The sequence below is a fragment of the Micromonospora sp. NBC_00362 genome, from assembly GCF_026342155.1.
Classification (GTDB): Bacteria; Actinomycetota; Actinomycetes; order Mycobacteriales; family Micromonosporaceae; genus Micromonospora; species Micromonospora hortensis.
In genome coordinates this window covers 2,352,444-2,370,555 of sequence record NZ_JAPENH010000001.1, presented here as the reverse complement: position 1 = coordinate 2,370,555, position 18,112 = coordinate 2,352,444, and the positions used below count along the sequence as shown (strand labels likewise).

General features: G+C 72.8%; 17 protein-coding genes and 1 riboswitch. Of the genes, 8 read left to right on the top strand and 9 right to left on the bottom strand.

Translation table 11 applies throughout. From position 1 onward, the window contains the following. Positions 1-52: 52 nt before the first annotated feature. From OG992_RS10795 to pseB, 6 genes are read right to left on the bottom strand one after another with little or no spacing between them, the layout of a single operon-like run. Positions 53-1,129, bottom strand: coding sequence for a PseG/SpsG family protein (locus OG992_RS10795; RefSeq protein ID WP_238686606.1), 1,077 nt, complete (start codon positions 1,127-1,129; stop codon positions 53-55). Beyond that, positions 1,126-1,887 (bottom strand): glycosyltransferase family protein, encoded by a 762-nt coding sequence (locus tag OG992_RS10790; protein WP_266303131.1) that lies wholly within the window; start codon positions 1,885-1,887, stop codon positions 1,126-1,128. The genes OG992_RS10795 and OG992_RS10790 overlap by 4 nt, the downstream gene beginning before the upstream one ends. After that, entirely contained in the window at positions 1,884-3,710 is a 1,827-nt protein-coding gene (locus OG992_RS10785) for a class I SAM-dependent methyltransferase (protein WP_266303130.1), read from the bottom strand. Before OG992_RS10785 ends, OG992_RS10790 begins: the two co-directional genes overlap by 4 nt. Further along, a complete protein-coding gene (locus OG992_RS10780) occupies positions 3,700-4,548 on the bottom strand; it encodes a hypothetical protein (RefSeq protein ID WP_238686295.1) in 849 nt (282 codons plus the stop codon). Before OG992_RS10780 ends, OG992_RS10785 begins: the two co-directional genes overlap by 11 nt. A 10-nt stretch (positions 4,549-4,558) precedes the next feature. Continuing rightward, the gene (locus OG992_RS10775; protein WP_266303129.1) at positions 4,559-5,716 is read right to left on the bottom strand and encodes a DegT/DnrJ/EryC1/StrS aminotransferase family protein; all 1,158 of its coding nucleotides are present in this window, start codon (positions 5,714-5,716) and stop codon (positions 4,559-4,561) included. Next, positions 5,716-6,696: a UDP-N-acetylglucosamine 4,6-dehydratase (inverting) gene (gene pseB / locus OG992_RS10770; RefSeq protein ID WP_238677116.1), complete on the bottom strand. Its 981-nt coding sequence runs from the start codon at positions 6,694-6,696 to the stop codon at positions 5,716-5,718. The genes OG992_RS10775 and pseB overlap by 1 nt, the downstream gene beginning before the upstream one ends. A 365-nt stretch (positions 6,697-7,061) precedes the next feature. Between pseB and OG992_RS10765 the strand changes: the two genes are divergently transcribed. Beyond that, positions 7,062-8,798, top strand: coding sequence for a hypothetical protein (locus tag OG992_RS10765; RefSeq protein ID WP_266303128.1), 1,737 nt, complete (start codon positions 7,062-7,064; stop codon positions 8,796-8,798). 101 nt (positions 8,799-8,899) lie between these two features. Here the strand turns inward: OG992_RS10765 and OG992_RS10760 are convergent, their stop codons facing one another. Beyond that, positions 8,900-9,409, bottom strand: coding sequence for a GNAT family N-acetyltransferase (locus tag OG992_RS10760; RefSeq protein WP_238686292.1), 510 nt, complete (start codon positions 9,407-9,409; stop codon positions 8,900-8,902). Between the two features lie 100 nt (positions 9,410-9,509). Between OG992_RS10760 and OG992_RS10755 the strand changes: the two genes are divergently transcribed. The 4 genes from OG992_RS10755 to OG992_RS10740 are packed head-to-tail and all read left to right on the top strand — an operon-like array spanning position 9,510 to position 12,333. Next, positions 9,510-9,761 carry an acyl carrier protein gene (locus OG992_RS10755; RefSeq protein ID WP_238686291.1) on the top strand — a complete coding sequence of 84 codons (252 nt, stop codon included), beginning with the start codon at positions 9,510-9,512 and terminating at the stop codon, positions 9,759-9,761. Continuing rightward, positions 9,758-11,038 (top strand): AMP-binding protein, encoded by a 1,281-nt coding sequence (locus OG992_RS10750; protein ID WP_266303127.1) that lies wholly within the window; start codon positions 9,758-9,760, stop codon positions 11,036-11,038. Before OG992_RS10755 ends, OG992_RS10750 begins: the two co-directional genes overlap by 4 nt. Beyond that, positions 11,031-11,786: an SDR family NAD(P)-dependent oxidoreductase gene (locus OG992_RS10745; RefSeq protein WP_238686289.1), complete on the top strand. Its 756-nt coding sequence runs from the start codon at positions 11,031-11,033 to the stop codon at positions 11,784-11,786. Before OG992_RS10750 ends, OG992_RS10745 begins: the two co-directional genes overlap by 8 nt. 55 nt (positions 11,787-11,841) lie before the next feature. Continuing rightward, positions 11,842-12,333 carry a hypothetical protein gene (locus tag OG992_RS10740; protein ID WP_266303126.1) on the top strand — a complete coding sequence of 164 codons (492 nt, stop codon included), beginning with the start codon at positions 11,842-11,844 and terminating at the stop codon, positions 12,331-12,333. A gap of 31 nt (positions 12,334-12,364) precedes the next feature. Here OG992_RS10740 and pseI read toward each other — a convergent pair whose 3' ends face one another. Both pseI and OG992_RS10730 read right to left on the bottom strand, forming a co-directional pair. Next, a complete protein-coding gene (pseI, locus tag OG992_RS10735) occupies positions 12,365-13,417 on the bottom strand; it encodes a pseudaminic acid synthase (protein ID WP_238686287.1) in 1,053 nt (350 codons plus the stop codon). A gap of 133 nt (positions 13,418-13,550) precedes the next feature. Beyond that, a complete protein-coding gene (locus OG992_RS10730; RefSeq protein ID WP_266303125.1) occupies positions 13,551-14,714 on the bottom strand; it encodes a glycosyltransferase in 1,164 nt (387 codons plus the stop codon). Positions 14,715-15,013: 299 nt separating this feature from the next. Between OG992_RS10730 and OG992_RS10725 the strand changes: the two genes are divergently transcribed. From OG992_RS10725 to OG992_RS10715, 3 genes are all read left to right on the top strand, one after another. Then, complete coding sequence (locus tag OG992_RS10725) at positions 15,014-16,249, top strand: acyltransferase (protein ID WP_266303124.1); 1,236 nt, start codon at positions 15,014-15,016, stop codon at positions 16,247-16,249. Between the two features lie 92 nt (positions 16,250-16,341). After that, positions 16,342-16,764, top strand: coding sequence for a hypothetical protein (locus OG992_RS10720; RefSeq protein WP_266303123.1), 423 nt, complete (start codon positions 16,342-16,344; stop codon positions 16,762-16,764). A gap of 133 nt (positions 16,765-16,897) precedes the next feature. After that, the gene (locus OG992_RS10715) at positions 16,898-17,668 is read left to right on the top strand and encodes a hypothetical protein (protein ID WP_266303122.1); all 771 of its coding nucleotides are present in this window, start codon (positions 16,898-16,900) and stop codon (positions 17,666-17,668) included. 284 nt (positions 17,669-17,952) lie between these two features. After that, positions 17,953-18,093, top strand: a riboswitch (cyclic di-AMP (ydaO/yuaA leader). The last annotated feature ends 19 nt before the right edge of the window (positions 18,094-18,112 follow it).

Genomic DNA, 18,112 nt, shown 5'->3' with positions numbered 1-18,112 from the left:
AGCACTTTCGTACACCCGTGCTAGCCCTGGACCGTGGCCTGGCCTGCCGCGGTCAGCCGGGGACGGCGGCGGTGCGTACGGCGTCGAACACCGCGTCCACTACCCGCGCCCGGCCCTGCCCGTCGACGGTGGACCAGGCCCGCTCGGCGAGGGCCGCGCGTCGCTGCGGCGAGCTGAGCAGCCCGTGCAGGGTCCGCGCCGCCGTCGCGCGGGTGGCTCGTCCGGCGACGCCGACGGCGGTCAGCTCCGGCAACTCGCCGAGGCCGGCGGCCAGGCCGTGCCGCACCACCCGGGTGTACGACTCACGTTGGTTGTCGACCACGCAGACCAGTGCGCTGGGTGCGCCGAGGCAGCAGAGTTCCCAGGTGGACGTGCCGGCGGCGCTGACCACGAGGTCGGCTTCGGTGATCAGTGCCGGCAGTGAGGTGGTGGGCGGGACCGGTCGGATGGTCTGCCCCCGGCCGGGAGCGACATCGTCGATCTCCGCCTCGATCTCGGGTCGCCCGACGATGACAGTGAGGTCCATCGGGTGACCGGTGGCCACCAGTACCCGGGTGAGGAGCGGGGCCGCGCCGACGGCGTCGGTGCCGCCGAAGAAGGCCAGTACCCGGGGGCGGCTGACCGCCGTGGTGGGCGGGGCGAGCGGCGGCCGGGCGCTGATCACCGTGTCGCGCAGCAGGGCGTACCCGCTCCCGGCGAGCAGCCGGCCGGGTAGTGCCGCCACGGACCCCGGCCTGGGCAGCTCCGCTCCGAAGTTCTGGTCGACGTAGAGGTCCGCGACCTGGCCCCGGCTGTCGCCGTCGATGATGGCGAGGGTGTAGACGCCGGCGGCGCGTAGGGCGCCGGCCCCGGCGGGGTCCAGTTCGTAGGAGTCGAGGACCAGCACGTCCAGGTGGTGTCGGCGGGCCGCCTCGACCAGTTCGGCCGCCGAGTCCGGGCCGGGGAGCAGGGGGATGCCCCGCGCGGCCAGCTCCGCGGTTGCCCAGTCGAGCCGTTCGACGGCGCCGAACACTGTGACGTCGGCGCCCCGGGCGAGGAACTCCTCGGCGAGCGCCAAGCAGCGGACCAGGTGGCCGACGCCACGCCGTGGCCCGGCGTCGCAGCGCAACCCGACCCGCAGGGTGCTCAGGACTCCTCCAGGTGCTTCTGTCGTACGTCGGCGTTGAGCGCGCGCAGCCGGGGCTGACCGTCGAGCCAGTCGGCGAGCTTGGCCAGCGGCACGCTGACGTCGCCGAAGTGGTCGATGATCGCGCTGACCAGCGCCCAGTCCCGCTCGGTGTCGAGGGTGAGCCGCAGCGCGGAACGGTCCGGGGTGAGCGTCACCCCGAGCACCCGGAACAGCTCCGGATGGGTGTACGCGTACGAGGTGACGTGCACCCGGTGGTGGTCGGTGGCGACCCGGCCCAGGGTGCGCAGCGTCTCCGCTCGGATGATCTCGACGTCCAGTCCTCGGGGCAGGGTCCGGGCGATCGACGTGCTGGCGTAGTCCAGCCCGGGGACCGCCCGGTAGACCGACGCGACCAGTGTGATGATCTCCGGGTCGAGCAGGGGGCAGTCGGCGGTGAAGCGCATGACGGCGTCTCCCGGGCGCGCCGCGAGGGCACCCACGAACCGGTCCAGCACGTCGTCGACCGGCCCGCGGTGGCACGGCACGTCGAGCCGCGCGCACTCGGCGGCCACCGCGTCGTCGACCGCGTCGGTGCTGGTGGCGACGACCAGGTCGGCCAGGACGCCGCTGTCGGAGGCGGCGCGTACGACCCGGCCCAGAACGGACCGTCCGGCGAGCGGGCGGAGCACCTTGCCGGGCAGCCGGGACGAACCCATGCGCGCCTGCACGATGCCGACGATCCGTGGCCCGGCGGCGTCCGTGGCGACCCCGGCGGTCACTGCTGCTCCTCCTGCTTGGGGGCCAACGCCGCGGTGGCTCGACGTTTGGCGGCGCGGGCACCCCGCTTGGCCAGCCGGGCCGGGGTGATGGCGAGCCGGCCCACCCGGTAGCTGAGCGACCCGCTGAGCAGGCCGATCGTCGTCTCGGCCCGGCGCAGCGCCCGTTCCCGCGAGGTGAGCAACTCCTCGGTCCACGCGGTCAGCGCCGCCAACCGGGTGAGTTCCTCGCGCTGGCGCAGCCACGCCTCGCGGAGCTGCTGGTAGCTGTGCCCGCCGACCGGCGGGTCGGTCGGCGTGACGGCCTGCAGTTCGGTGGCGAGGCCGACAGTGGCGCCGGCGTCCAGCCCGTGCAGCGCGGCGGCGATGGCCGCCTCGACCTCGACCGCGTCGCTGACCGTCGCGCGGTCGAGGTCGTGGCCGGCGAGTCCGCCGAGCACCACGGTCAGGCCCGCGATGTCGAGAGTGGACGACCACGGGTGGGCGTACCCGCCGGTGAGCAGGCCCGTGGCGAAGCGCCACAGCCCGCGGGCGAGGACCACGTCGCCGGGCAGCGCGGCGGTGGCCCGCCAGCTGGGGTCGAGCACCGCGTACCGCTCGCCGTCGACCACCACGTTGTCGGTGCCGGCCAGCGCAGCCGCCCCGGCGATCCGGCCGTCCGTGTCGGCCTGGTCGGCGAGCCAGCCCGCGTAACCGCGCAGCAGCGCGCGCAGGGTGGCCAGGTCGCGGCGCACTGCCGCGTCGAGCAGCAGAGTACGCAGCAGCCGGCCGGACGGCACCGGTCCGGACAGCGCGTCCGCGTCGCGGTACGCGGCCTCGCGGCTGGCGAACGGCGCGACGGCCGGCGTCGTCGCGTCGGTGGCTGGGATGAGCCCCCAGCGCCAACCGGAGGGGCCGTGCAGCACCTCCAGCACGCCGATCCCGGGGCGACCGGTCTGCACGAGGGCCACCGGCAGGTCCGCCTCGACGGTCGGCGTGGTCGGGTCCGCGGGGTCGGCGGGTCGGTGGGCGAGGGTCAGCCAGCCCGGTGCGAGGTCGGCGGCCCGCCCGGCGTGCAGGGCGTCCACGGCGAGCCGGGCCGGGTCCTGGAGGACTGTGGCGCTGCTGAAACCCCCGGCGCAGGCGCCGTGCAGCACGGCGTCGAACAGGCCGGAGCCCGCGTCCCGGTCGAGGTGGTCGGCGTCCAGCAGCGCCGTCGGGGTGGTGACACCGGGGTACGCCGCCCAGCACGCGGCCGGCCGCAGCCCCGCCGCGCCGAGCCGCTCACGCAGTTGGTCCCGGTTGGCCGGGTGGGCCCGGTCCAGCACGCCACCGATCACCCAGGCGGAGTCGTCCCGGCGGGCGTACCAGGGGCTGGTGCCGACCAGCCGGTGCAGGCCCAACGGGTTGTCCAGGCGAAGCAGCAACGCGCCGCCCGGTCGCACCGCGGCGACGAGTCGCGCCAGCACACCGTCCCAGCCGAGCCGGGTGCCCTCCACCGACTCCACCGGGTCCAGCCCGGCAGCCGCGATCACCACGTCGTACGTCTCGTCGTCGGGCAGCCCGGCCGGGCCACCCACCACCACGCGGGCGGCCCGGTGCGCCAGCGCCACCGCGTCCGGGTGGCTGCGCAGCAGGCAGGTGACCTCGGCGTGGGTGAGCTGGTCGAGCAGTGCCGGGTCGTGTGGACCGGCCACCAGGACCCGGGCGCCGGGCGGCACCAACCGCGCGGCCAGCGCGGCGAGCGGCCCACCGTCGGCCAGCCGTTCCTGCGGCAGGTCCGACCAGGCCAGCATCTCGCCGCCCGGCAGGGTGATCCGGTCGACGGGTGCCGTCTCAGTCGTCACGGTCTTCCTCTTCCTCCTGGAGGTTCGCCCAACCGAGCAGCTCGCGAAGCTCGGCCGGCGTGCAGCGGTGGTCGGTGCCCAGCTCGGCGCGGGCGATCTCGACAGCTGTGGGCAGGTCGACGGTGGTGCCGTGCAGCTGCGGCCACTGGCGTCGGATCCGAGCGGTGCCGCCGAAGGTGGGGTCCTCGTTGGACAGGATCATCGGGTCGCCGTAGACCGCCGGCTCGCACCCGGCCGCGATGCCGTAGAAGATCGCGCTGGTCAGCCGGTTGGATGCTACCCGGCGGTGACGGCGCAGCTCGGTGAGCTGCCGGTCGAGGAACTCCGGATCGGTGTCCTTCCACCAGTGTCCCCGGTAGCCGTGGCAGATCACCCGGAACCCGGCGCGCTCGTAGAGCCGGCGCACGTTGCGCATCCGGTACTCGTGCCAGTAGAGGCAGACCGTCACCGGGCCGGGTTCGGTGTCCTTGATGAGGGCGATCAGTTTGCGGTGGTCGCCCTTGACATGTTGACCCTCCCAGCCGTGGAACGGGTACCAGATGGTGCCCTCGCGCTCCTCGGCCGGTGGTTCCTCGGGGCGCATGGCCAACAGGTAGCTGAACGGCGCGCCGATGACGACAACGTTGCGTCGCCCCACCGACCAGGCCCGGCGGCGGGTCTGCTCCGACCAGAGCAGGCTGGGGGTGAGCTCGGCGTACGGGTGGCCGGGGGCCAGGCCGTCACCGATGTTCCAGCCGTGCTGCACGTACCCGTTGATCCGGGGTGGGTGCCGGTCGCCGAGGCCGGCGTACCGGGCCAGTACGTGCGCGTGGCCGTAGAAGTGGTTGGCGTGGTGCATCAGGTTCCCATCAGGCGGCGGAACGCACCGGACCGCCCCGCACCGCGGCGGTCAGCGCGTCGATGACGCGGTCCTGGTCGGTGTCGCTGAGCCCCGGGTACAGCGGCAGCGACAGCTGCTGGGCGTAGAACGACTCGGCCACCGGGCAGGACCCGCGCCGGTAACCCAGGTCGGCGAAGGCCGGGTGCCAGTGCACCGGGATGTAGTTGACCTGGACGCCGATGCCGGCGGCCCGCATCCTGTCGTACACCTCGCGGCGGCGCCCGTCGAGCACCCGGATCGGGTAGAGGTGCCAGGCCGGGTCGGCCCACGACCTGCGGTTTGGCAGCAGGACGCCGTCCAGGTCGGCCAGCGCCTCGTCGTAGCGGGCGACCAGGGCGCCGCGGCGGGCCGTGAACTCGCCCAGCCGACGCAGTTGGCTGCGACCCAGGGCGCAGAGCACGTCCGGCAGCCGGTAGTTCAGCCCGAACTCGTGCACCTCCTGGTGCCAGCCGCCCTCGTCCGGGAAACGCAGGTCGTCGCGTTCGCGGACCACGCCGACGCCACGGAACCGGCGGGCCCGCTTCAGGATCGCCGGGTCCAGCGCCGCGACGGCGCCGCCCTCGGCGGTGGTCAGGTTCTTCGTGGGGAAGAACGAGAACGTGGTCAGGTCGGCGAGCGAACCGACCGGCCGACCGTGGTACGTCCCGCCGATCGAGTGCGCCGCGTCGGCGAGCAGCAGCGCGTCGCTGCCCTCGACCGACGTGCGCAGCGCGTCGTAGTCGGCGGGGTGGCCGGCGTAGTCGACAGCGGCGACGACCTTCGTCCGCGAGGTGACAGCGGCGGCGGCCGCCGCCGGGTCGAGGCAGAACGTCTCGTCGTCGACGTCGGCGAACACGATCGTCGCGCCGATGGCGACAGCGCTGCTGGCGGTCGCCACGAACGTCATCGGCGGGACGACCACCTCGTCGCCCGGCCCCACCCCGGCCGCCGCGTACGCCACGTGCAGCGCCGCGGTGCCGTTGGAGACGGCGGCGACACCGACTCCGCCGGTCCACTGGGCGAGGTCGGCCTCGAAGGCGTCCACCTGCGGGCCGGTGGTGAGCCAGTCGCCGCGCAGCACGTCGGCGACGGCGGCGACGTCGTCCTCGCTGATCGACTGCCGGCCGTACGGGAGCATCCCCGTCATCAGTTGATGCCGAGCATGTCGCGCAACTGTTCGACGGTGAGCCACTCGTCGTTGGTGTCCGACTGGTAGGCGAAGCCGTCCGGCACCGGGTCGCAGTCGACCGGGGCCTGGTAGCCCCAGGTGGCGATGGTCGGCTGGACGATGAACCGGCCGTCGGCGCGCAGCGTTCGCCGGCTGTCGTCGGGCGCGATCATCTCCTCGTGCAGCTTCTCGCCGGGCCGGATCCCGATCTCGTGGGTGGTGGCGTCCGGGGCCACGGCCTCGACCAGGTCGAGGATGCGCATGCTCGGGATGCGCGGCACGAACAGCTCGCCGCCCTGCATCTGGTCGAACGAGTCCATGACGAACTGCACGGCCTGGTCCAGGGTGATCCAGAAGCGGGTCATCCGCTTGTCGGTGATCGGCAGGCTCTTGCCCTCGGCGGCCAGCCGGCGGAACAGCGGGACCACCGAGCCTCGGCTGCCCACCACGTTGCCGTAGCGCACCACCGAGAACCGGGTGGGGTGCTGGGCGGCGTAGTGGTTGGCCGAGACGAACAGCTTGTCGCCGACCAGCTTCGTGGCGCCGTACAGGTTGATCGGGCTGGACGCCTTGTCGGTGGAGAGCGCGATGACCTTCTTGACGCCGGCCTCGATCGCCGCGTCGACGACGTGCTGCGAGCCGGTGATGTTGGTGGCGATGTACTCCGAGGGGTTGTACTCCGCGGTGTCCACCTGCTTCAGCGCGGCGGCGTGCACCACGTGGTCGACGCCGTGCATGGCCCGGGTGAGGCGGTGCCGGTCCCGGATGTCGCCGATGAACCAGCGCAACCGCGGGTCGTCGCCGAGTTGCTGGCGCAGCTCGTACTGCTTGAGCTCGTCGCGGGAGAACACCACCACGCGGGCGGGGTCGGCCTCGTTGAGGATGTGCCGGAGGAACGTCCTGCCGAAGGAACCAGTTCCGCCGGTGATCAGAATGGACGATCCATTCAACTCACTCAATGTGGTGCTCCCGTGTTGGTGGATGAACGAGCGGCAGTGGGCCGGCCGACCGGGGTGACACGCTAGCCATGGCGGGTTAACTCCTCGGCGCTCGCGGGTGAACCACAACCTCTGCTCCCGTGAATGCCGAACACCGCGTAGGCGAACACTTCCGACCGCCCCGGATGTGGGCTGACCTGGCCGGATCGGGCCGTTACAGTGACCGCGCGAACGACCCGGCGGCCCGGCGCGCAGCCGGGTCCCCCGTTCACCCGACATCCACACCGGCTCGGTACGAGCGGGCCACCCCGGGCGTCACCGACGCCGGCCGGAGGGCCCGTCGGATCAGCGCGGGCCCGGTCCGGCCGGCAATTCTGGAGGCGTTCATGGCACCCGGTAGTGACGTGATCGAACGACCGGTGGTGGCGGCCGAGACGCCGAGCGGCCCACCCGCCCGGCGTTGGCTGGTGCCGCTGCTGCTGGTCGTCGGTTGGGTGCTCAGCGTGGCCTGGCGGATGTGGTGGTCCCGGCACATCGTGCTGCCGATCGCTCACACCGACGAGGACAGCTACCTGAACACCGCCCGCGCGTTGGCCGGCGGCCCGGGGGGCTTCAGCAGCGAGAACGACCTGCTGCGCCGGGTCGGCTACCCGATGCTGATCTCGCCGGCGTTCCTCGGGGACCGGGACTTCACCGACAGCTACCGGATCGTCCAGCTGATCAACGCGATGGTGAACTCCACGCTGCTGCCGCTGGCGTACCTGTTCGGTCGCCGCCTGTTCGAACTGCGCCGCTCGTACGCGCTGCTCGGCGCCGTCGCGGCGGCGACCCTGCCGGCCACCGCCTTCTACGCGGGCGTCGCCATGATCGACGCGGTGATGGCACCGCTGGTGGTCGCCTGGCTGCTCGCCGTGCACCGTTGGATCACCCGGCCCGGCCCGCTCGCCGCCGCCACAGTGGGCCTGCTGGTCGGCGGGTTCCACCTGCTGCACTCCCGCGGCCTGGTGATCGTGGCCGTGCACGCCGGGCTGGTCCTGCTGCTGTTCGTCCGCCGTCGGATCAGCCCGCCCGTCGTGCTCGCGGCGCTGCTGCCGGTGCTGGCCATGGCGCTGGTCAACGAGGCCGCCATCCGCTACCTCGGCGGCAGGGTCTACCTGCTCGGCAGCACCCCCGGCGGCAGCACGCTCGACGCGATCGCCTCCGTCCAGGGCGTGGTCCGGGTGAGCGCCGCGGTCACCACCCAGCTCTGGTACCTCGTGGTGATCACGTTCGGACTGGCCGGGGTGGCCTGGGCCGGGGCCGTCCGCGAACTGTGGCGCCCCCGGCACGGCGACGCGGCCCGCTGGACGATGGGCGTGGCGCTGGTGGTGACCGTCGGGGTGGCCGGCGGCGCGTCGGTGATCCTGTCCGGCATCACCGGCAAGCCGCTGGACGCGATCTACGGCCGGTACGTGCAGATGCTGGCGCCGTTCTGGCTGCTGGTCGGGCTGGGGGTGCTGTTCACCGCCGGATGGCGGGTGGTGCTGCGCCGGGCTGCCGTCGCGGTGGCGCTGCTGGTCGGTGGCGGCGCGCTGATCGCGGCCCGACTCGCGTACGTGGCCAGCCAGGGCCACCAGCTGCGCTACGGCGGTTTCAGCGCGCCGGACCTGGTGGCGTTGACCGGGGGCTGGCGTGAGCTGCGACCGGTGGTCGGGTCGCTGGTCGGCATCGCCGGCTGTGTGCTGCTCGTCGCCGCGGCCCGGGTGCACCGCCTACGGCTGCCGATCCTCGGCGCCCTCGTGGTGGTCAACCTCGTCACGATGCAGGTGATCGACGAACGGATCGTGCGCCCGGCCGCCGAGAGCACCGCCCCGACGCCCCGGGTGGCCGACGTCGGCGTACGCCCCGGTGAGCGGGTGTGGGCCTCGACCGGCGTGCACTACGTCCTCCGGTTCAACCTCAGCCACCAGGTGACCTGGACCGACGTCCGGTGGTTCGGCGACAAGCAGCCGCCGGCCGCGGCGCAGGTGGTGTTCGCCCGCTGGGCGCCCGGCCAGGTCGACGACTGGAACGGCGCCGCGTACGGCTTCGTCCGACTCGGCGGCAACCCGGAGCAGCACTGGGCGGCCTGGCGGCGCGCCTGACCCACCGCGCCCGGTGGACACCGCTGTCCGTTAACGGCGGATGTCCACCGGGAGCACTGTCGGTTAATGGTTCCCGTCCATTACGGAAAAGTGTCCGCCAATCAGCGCTGGCGGCGGTCCGCCCGAGCCAGGGAAATCGGGACGACGGTGATTTCCCGGCCGTCCGACAGTTCCTGTCGCGGGGTGCCCTCGACGAATCGGAAACGTCGGTTCATCTGCCGTACGACGGTATTGTGGCCGAGCACCTCGCCGTCGAGCCGGTCCAGGTGCAGCCCGTCGAAGGCGTACTCGACGGCCTCCCGCATGACCCCCAGCCAGGCCGGCAGTGTCTCGCCCCGCCCGTCCAGCCCGTCGGCGTCGAGATAGAAGCCCCAGGCGCCGGTGCGGGGGCCGTCCAACCGCAGGTCGAAGAAGGTGACCACACCGCAGGGCCGGTCGTCGCGGACGTACACCAGCACCCGCCGGGACCTGTCGTCGCGGACCGTCGACCACCACCTGGCGTGCTCCTCGACGGTGATCTCGTGACTCGTCTTGCTGACCTGTCGATTGGTTTCCTGATTACGCCAGGACAACATCAGATGAACGTCGTCCGTCGTCGCTTCGCGCAGCACGTGCGTCTCGCTTTCCTAGCCGTTCACATCGGGTTCCGGCACCTTACCCGGGCCTACCGGGAAAGCAGATATGCATTCGTTGGGTTGTAGACTGCGGCGCATGAACGAATTGAGTCGCGTGCAGATCCGCGACCTCATGGCTCAGGTGCTGAAGAATCAGGACAAGGAGCTGCCCGCGGACGACGCGGCGCAGTTGCGGGAGATCGGCTTCCGGTCGCTCGACTTCTCCGAGCTTGCCCTGCGGGTGGAGGACGAGACGGGGGAGGAGCTCAACTTCGACGCCCCCGGGCTGCGTCGCATCGCCACCGTCGGGGACGTCCTCGACTTCCTCGTCGAGCTTCAACACCAGTGACCGTCGCGGCGTCGCGCCCCCCGACCCCCGCCAGCCCGGAGCCGGCCGGTGTCGACAACCGGCTCGTCGTCGGTGGCGCCGCGCTGACCTGGCGTTCACTGCCGATGCCCACGCTGCCCGACCCGGCGGCGGTGCTCGCCCGGTCGGCCGTGCACGCGCTCACCGCGGCGCGGCAGCACGCCGTGTACGGCACCGAGCTGCTGCTCAGCACCGCGAGTCGGGTCGACGCGGTGCTGCGCACCGAGCTGCTGGAGGCCGGGTTCACCGTCGGCGTTCTCGACGACGACGGCGTGCATCCGAGCGCACCGGCCCGGCCGCGAGCCGCCGAGCCGGGCCGGCTCTGGTTACTGACCTCGGGCTCCACGGGGCGTCCGAAGCGGGTCGGGCACACCCTCGACACGCTGACCACAGTGCGGGCCGACCAGCCCGACCGGACCTGGCTCTGCCCGTACGCCCCGGGCACGTACGCCTGGTGGCAGGTCGTCACCCTGTCGCTGACCCAGCCCGGCCAGCACCTGGTGGTGGTCGAGCCCGACGAGTTGGACGACTGGCCCACTGTCGCGTCCACCCACGGGGTGGACGCCGCCTCCGGCACCCCGACCTTCTGGCGGCGCACCCTCTACCGCGACGCCCAGGCCCTCGCTCGGGTGCCGCTGCGCCAGATCACCCTCGGCGGGGAGCCGGTGGACCAGGCGATCCTGGACCAACTGCGGGAGGTCTTCCCGACGGCCCGGATCTCCTGGATCTACGCGTCCTCCGAGGTGGGGGCGTCCATTGTGGTGCACGACGGGCGGGCCGGTTTCCCGGTCGACTGGTTGGACCGGGAAACCCCCGGCCGGCCGACGCTCTCCGTCCGCGACGACGAGCTGGTGGTCACCTCCCCGTACCACGGGGCCGGTCTCGTCGGTCCCGTCCGCACCGGGGACCGGGTGCAGGTGCTCGACGGCCGGGTGCTGATCACCGGCCGACTGGACTCCGACGAGATCAACGTCGGTGGTAGCAAGGTCTCCGCCGGTGTGGTCCGCGGCGTGCTCGCCGGTCACCCGGCGGTGGCCTGGGCCCGGGTGACCGGCCGCCGCGCCCCGGTGCTCGGGCGGATGGTGGTGGCCGAGGTGGTCCTCGCCGCTGCCGACCCGTCCCGCGCGGACACCGGTGTGCCGGACGAGGCCGCGCTGGTCCGCTGGTGCGCCGACCGGCTCCCCGAGCACGCGGTGCCGCGCCGCATTCGCGTCCTGACCGACATTCCCGTCAAGGAGACCCTGAAGAGCGATGTCTGAGCCCGCCGACACCCAGCTCGTCCCGCCCAGCTCCGTGGTCCTCGTCTCCGGTGGTTCCCGTGGCCTGGGCCTGGCCATCGTCACCGACCTGCTCGACGCCGGCGTACGCGTGGCCGCGTTCGCCCGCACCATCACCCCGGAGTTGGAGAAGCTCGCCGCCGAGCACCCCGACCGGGTGCACGTCGGCGCGGTGGACGTCACCGACCTGCGCGCCGCGCAGAGCTTCGTCCGGGAGGTGGAGCAGCGCCTCGGCCCGATCGACGGCATCGTCAACAACGCCGCCATGGGGCAGGACTCCCTGCACGCGCACACCGCCACCGACGACATCGCCCGGATCATCGAGACCAACCTGACGGCCCCGCTACAGCTGACCCGGCTGGTGATCCGCCGGATGCTCGCCAAGGGGCTGCGCGGGCGGATCGTCAACATCACCTCGATCTGCGGGCAACGCGGTTTCCCCGGTCTCGTCGCGTACTCGGCAACCAAGGGCGGCATGGACGCCGCCACCCGCTCGCTCGCCCGCGAACTGGGCGGCCGGATGCTTGTCAACTCGGTGGCGCCCGGCTTCTTCGCCTCCGAGATGTCCGCCGTGCTCGGTCCGACCCAGCTCGACCAGATCGTGCGCCGCACCCCGACCGGTCACCTGACCGAGCCGGTGGAGGTCACCCCTGTCGTGCGGATGCTGCTGCGGGAGCACACCAACATCAACGGCCAGGTCATCGTGGTGGACGGTGCCGCCGCCATCTGACCTGCGGCCGGTCCCGCTCCCGGTGCACCAAGCGCGGCACGGCGGGGCGGCGGCCGTGCCGCCCCTGTCGTCCGGGGCGGGCGGCAGGGCCGTGCCGCGTCCGGTGCCGGGGCTGCTCGCCGCCGCCGAGCGGCACCTGCGCGTCGGCGCCCCCGCCGACCTGGCCGACGCGGTGACCCGTAGCCACCTCGACGACGGCCGCTGCGTCGGCTGGTACGGCCCACCGGCGCCCGGCTGGCAGGTGGCCGTCGACGCGGAACGCGCCGACGCCCCGGTGCCCCCGGCGCTGGCCCGTCGGTTCGGCACGGGTGACTTCTGGGCCCGGTGGACCAGGGCCGAGTGCTGCTGCAAGCTGGCCGACGTGCCGGTGGCGGTCTGGTGGCGGCGTCACGGCCTGGGTGCGCCGGCCGCCGGCTCGGCGGTCTGGCGGACCCTCCGGCTGGCCGACCTGGTGCTCACCGTCGGCTTCGCCCCGACCCTCCCGCCCCGCGATCTTGCACTTTCTGACGCCGAATCGCGGCTTACACGCCTTTCGTCGGGACAGTAACTGCAAGATCGCGGGGTGGGGTGGGGTGGGGTTAGATCTGGTCCCAGCTCAACGGGGTGCCTCGGGGGACGTCGGTGGTGAAGGTGCGGCCCAGGACCCGGTCGATCTCCACGGGCGCCAGCCCGCCGGCCGGCCGGATCGAGCGGACGTTGTGCGCGGTTACCGGATCGCCGGCCCGGACGTCCTCGACCACGAAGAGCGATCGGCGGAACCGCAGGCCCTCCCGCTCCGCGGGGGTCGGTCCGATCGCGGTGCCGCCCAGCGCCTCGTACGCGCGGCCGGACTCGGCGACCAGGGCCGTGAGTTCCGCCGGGTTCAGGGAGAAGTCCGAATCCACGCCGCCGTCGGCCCGGTCCAGCGTCACGTGTTTCTCGATGAAGCAGGCGCCGAGCGCCACCGAGGCGACCGCCACCCCGATGCCGGGGGTGTGGTCGGAGAGCCCGACCGGCACGTCGAACGCCCCGGCCAGCACGGGCAGCCGGCGCAGGTTGCTGTCGGCCGGCGGGGCCGGGTAGGACGCCGTGCAGGCCAGCAGGACGATGCCCGCCGCGCCCCCGGCCCGGGCGGTGCGCACGGCGGCGTCGATCTCGGCGACCGTCGCCATCCCGGTGGAGATCACCATCGGCTTGCCGGTGCTGGCCACCAGTCGGATCAGCGGCAGGTCGACCAGCTCCGACGAGGCGATCTTGTACGCGGGCGCGTCCAGTGACTCCAACAGCTCCACGGCTGTCGCGTCGAACGGGGACGAGAAGACGGTCAGGCCACGCTCGCGGGCCCGCTCGAAGATCGGGGCGTGCCACTCGTACGGGGTGTGCGCGCGTTCGTAGAGGCGGTACAGGTTCTCCCCGCCCCACAGCTCGTGCCCGCTGGAGATTCGGAACGCCGGGGTGTCGACGTCGATGGTGATGGTGTCCGGCCGGTACGTCTGGAGCTTGAGCGCGTGCGCCCCGCTCGCGGCTACCGCGTCGACGATGGCCAGCGCCCGGTTCAGATCGCCGTTGTGGTTGCCGGACATCTCGGCGACCACGAACGGTCGCTCCCCGGCACCGACCGCGTGCGGTCCGATCTTGATTGTCGCTGTCATTCCGACCTCTGCTCGGGTACGCCCGCACCGGGGTGCGGTGATGCTGTCGTCGTCCACCCGGCGGGCGGACGACCTGGGAAATCAGGGCGCCGGGAGCCGCCCCGGCTCCCGGCGTGCTCCGTGGTGGGGTCGATCACGGCAGGCGGCCGACGGCCAGCGCGTCGCGCCGCTCCGGGGCGAGCCCACCGTCGCGCGTCTTTTCGGCGCTCGCCCCTCGCCCCGGGTCCTCGTCGGCGGCGAGCGAACCGCCGTCGGCGCCGCCCACCGGGCCGGAGCGGCGCAGGCGACCAGCGACCCGGTGGGCCTGGCGCAGCGCCGAGTACGCCACCCAGTCACCCCGCCCGACGAGGCGGTGCTTGAGCCCGGCCACGCCGGGGGGCAGCGGGTAGCCGCCGGTGGGCAGGTAGCGACGGTAGTGCGCGGTGGCCCGGTGGAAGAAGTCGCGCCGCAGGTGCGGGTGCAGCCGGCCGTCGTTGCCCACCACCACCAGGTAGTGGCTGATCATCAGCTCGAACAGCTCGGCCTGCAACCGCTCGTCCGGGTGCTTCCGGGCGACCCAGTCCATCAGCCGCTCGTACTGGGCGAAGGCGTCGAAGTGCCGGCCGCTGCGGGTGGAGGTGATCGCGCCCTGGCGGCCCTGGCGGTACAGGTAGCAGACCCGGTCCAGCACGGAGATCTTCTCGGCCCCGATCAGCAGGGGGTGGCTGAACGGGATGTCCTCGTACCAGCCGGGGAAGAACCGCAGCTCCAACTCGTCCATGAAGTCCCGGCGGACCACCTTGTTCCAGGCGGTGTGCTGCACCCGCAGGAGCTGCGGCTGGTCGGCCAACCGGGTCACGCCGGTGATCCCACGCAGCAGCGGGCTGCTCGCGTCGATCTCCCGCCGGCCGTCCTCGTGCACCCGCAGGTGGTCGAGCATCAGCACGTCGGGCTGGTGCTGGCGCAGCCGGTCCAGCACCGCCGCGATCGTGCCAGGTGGCAACCAGTCGTCGCTGTCGACGAACCAGACGTACCGGCCGGTGGCCACGTCGAGCCCGGCGTTGCGGGCCAGCCCCAGACCCACGTTGCTGCTCAGGTGCACGACGCGCACGCCGTCGCGGCTGACCGCGTACGAGCGGAGCATGTCGCCGCAGCCGTCCGGGGAGGCGTCGTCGACGGCGATCAGCTCGACCGCGTCCGACTCGCCCGCCGGGATGTCGGCCCGGATCGACTCGAGGCACTGGTACAGGTACGCCTCGACGCCGTACACGGGCACGACGATGCTCAGCAGCGGTGCGTGCGTCGGCTCATTGACCACGTCCGCCACCTTCGACGACCCGGGTGGCCGGACCCGGAACCTGACGTTGCCGCCGATGGTGGACTCTCTGAACTCCCGCCGAGCGGAAGGTTAACGCCGGGCCGGTGGGCGGTTTCCGGCCCGGGGAACGCGGGCTCGTGGGGCGGGTGGGACGCGTCCGGTTCACCCGGGAGTGACCCGGTAGGGTGCCTCGGTGCGGCCCTGCCGGGTCGTCGTGGGCGTCGCCGTCGCGCCGTCCGACGCCGCGACGAGGAGGCTACGACCGTGCTGGTGACCCTGCCGAGCGCCGGGATCCCGGCATGACGAGCGTCGCCGCGACGTCGGCCGCCCGGCCCGCACCGGCCCTGCCCCGGCTGCCCTCGCTGACCGGACTGCGGTGGATCGCCGCTCTGCTGGTCTTCGGCTTCCATGCCGGCACCATGCGGATCATCGCCGAGCCGGACTACAAGGCCGTCATCGACGCACTGTTCACCCTCGGCCTCTCCGGGGTGCAGTTCTTCTTCATCCTCAGCGGTTTCGTGCTGGTCTGGTCGGCCCGCGAGGGGGACTCCCGGCGTACCTTCTGGCGGCGACGGATCGCCAAGATCTACCCGAACCACCTGGTGCTGTTCGCGGCGACGCTGGTGGTCGCCTGGTGGTTCGCCGACCCGGTCCTGCCGGCGGCGGCGTTGGAGAACCTGCTGCTGTTGCAGGCGTGGGACCCCCGGCCGGGTTGGTTCTACAGCATCAACACCGTCAGCTGGTCGCTGTCCTGCGAGTTCTTCTTCTACCTGTGTCTGCCGCTGGCGCTGCCGCTGCTGCGCCGGGCCCGACCGAAGCTGCTCTGGGCGCTGATCGTCGCGCTGCCGCTGCTGATCCTCGCGCTCTGGCCGGCGCAGGAGCTGGTGCCGGAGGTGAGCCGCTGGTGGTTCACCCAGATATTCCCGCCGGTACGGTCGCTGGAGTTCTGGCTGGGCGCGGTGGCTGCCGAGTTGATGCGCCGGGGGCTGTGGCGCGGTCCCGGTCTGAGGGTGGCCAGCGGGATCTTCCTGGTCACCTGGGTGGCGGCAGCGCAGTGGATCCGTGCCGAGTTGTGGACCACGCTGCTCGCGGTCGCGTACCTGTTGGTGATCACCGCCGCTGCGGACGCGGACGTGCGGGGTCGGCGCTCGCCGTGGCGGTCCCGGCCGCTGGTCTGGCTCGGTGAGGTCTCGTTCGCCTTCTACCTGGTGCACGTGCTGGTGATGACGAGCGTGCTGCGCTGGAGCGGCACCTGGGGGATCGGCTTCGCGGGCTGGCGTGGCCCGGCCGTGGTGCTCGGCTTCCTGGCGGCGAACCTGATCCTCGCCGGGCTGCTGCACCGCTTCGTCGAAACCCCGATGATGCGCCGGCTCGCGCCGCGCCGTGCGGCCCGTCCGGCGCCCGTCCCCCGACAACGGGCGGCCGGCGGCGACGACGCTCGGGATCCCGGAAGCAGCGCCAACGGCACTGTCGACGGACCTGCCGACGAGGTCGGTCAGGCTGGCGGTCGATCACCGTACGTCGACCTGCGCTGACAACGTCCACCCTGGTCAACGGGGTCGGCGCGGCGTGATCCGACACGCCCGTGGTCGGTGCGCCCGGGTCGGCGCGACGGTAGCGTTGGGGCGTGCTTCCGGTCGCGTTCACCTGTCCGCTGTGGTGGGTGGCGCGCTGGGCGACTCGGGTGCTGACCAGCCTCGCCGTCGTCGCGGCCCTGGCGCTCGGCGCAGGCCCGGCCACGGCCGTCACGCCAACACCCGGCCCGGTGCCGACGTCGAGCGCCGTGCCGGCCTCGGCCGCCGCCGGGTCGCTGGCGGCCTCCTACCGGCACTCCTGGGCATCCAGCGCGGCCCGCCCGGCCGCGGCGACACCGCCGGAAGCCGCAGAGGAGTCGGCCCCGACCTGGTCGGTCGACACGCCGGTGGCGCTCCCCGGTGATCAGGGCACCACGGCGGCCGTCGTGCTGCCGGTCGGCGCGGCCGAATCTGACCGGCTGCCCCTCATCGACGGTACGGGCGGTCGGGCTTCGCGGGCCCCACCCGCGCGCTGAGCCACCGGGACGACCGTCCCGCCACAGCGCCCTGTCGACACACCCGCTCCCTGACCCGCCGACCCGTGGCCCACAGTGGCCCGCTGATCGGCGCGGCTCCCCATCGCACTGCTCTCTCCCCGAGGTGCCGACCATGGAGACCGTCGTCTTCTACCAGTTCGTGACCGAGATGCCGCGGGCCGCCGCCATCTGGTCGACGCTGTTCCTGCTGACCCTGGGCCTGCTCACCGTGCTGGCCGCCCGCCCCGAACGGGACCTCCCCACTGACGACCCGCTCCCGGCCGGGCCCACTCGTCGGGAGCTGGCCGCCGCCGAGGCCGTCGACCTGCGCCGCTACGCCGAGGAGGTGGCCGTCGCCGCGGCCCGTGCGGCCATCACCGCCAAGCGGCGGCGCGCCGCCTGGCTGACCGCTCAGGAGCAGATGGAGCAGGCCTGGACCGGGTACGACGAGGCGGACACCGCCGCGCGTCGCTTCGCCGGCGCCGGGGCGCTGCCCACCCCGCAGACCTCGCACACCCCCGCCGAGTACGCCGCCCGGGAACGCTATCTGCACCGGGCGGCGATGGCGGCGTACTGGCGGGGCGACCTGACCATGGCGCAGCTGGGCGACGTGTTCGGGCACCGGCGCGGCTGGGATCCCCGGCGACACCCGGTCGAGCAGGAGGTGCTGATCAGCCGGGTGGTCCGCGATGCGCGGCTGGCCGACTACCAGGTGGCCGCCGACAGTGAGCGGGTCGCCTGGCGCGACGCGGAGTTGGCCGCCTCCTCGGCCCGTGCCCTCGCCGAGGAGGCGTACGCGGCGGCGGCCCGGCTCCGCCCGATCCTGGTCCCCGCGCGCCGCACCGTGGCCGGGGCGTTGCGTCCCGCCGTCGTGGCACTGTGGCGCCCGGCCCGGGTGGGTTGAGCCCAATCCGTGATGTGAGGCCGGTCACCCAATCGGAAAATCCGACGTCCGACGCGTTCGGTGGGATTGTTCCCGCGATTGTGGCCGCGTTCTTTACGGCCTGTCCGGTTGTCGCCCGTAGGCGTCACCGTAACCGGTTGTCCCATCGAGTCACATCAGCGGCAATACGCGCAGAAATTGTCGCGCCAATTGGGGTTTACGCAGGTGAACCTGGCTTGGCAGGGCGTTGAGACGCCAGTAGTGTCGTCCCGTCCGGTGCGGTAACCGATCGCAAGACGCGACGCCGCATCGACCCGCTTAATCGTGATCAACGAACCGGGGACCCACCAGTAAGTCCGGGGTGAATCCGCGAGCCACGGCCCGCGGTAGGGCGTCTTCCCGCCCGAATCCGTCAGCTAACCCGGTAGGCGGTGTCGGAAGGAGTCCCATCCTCGTGCAGCACCT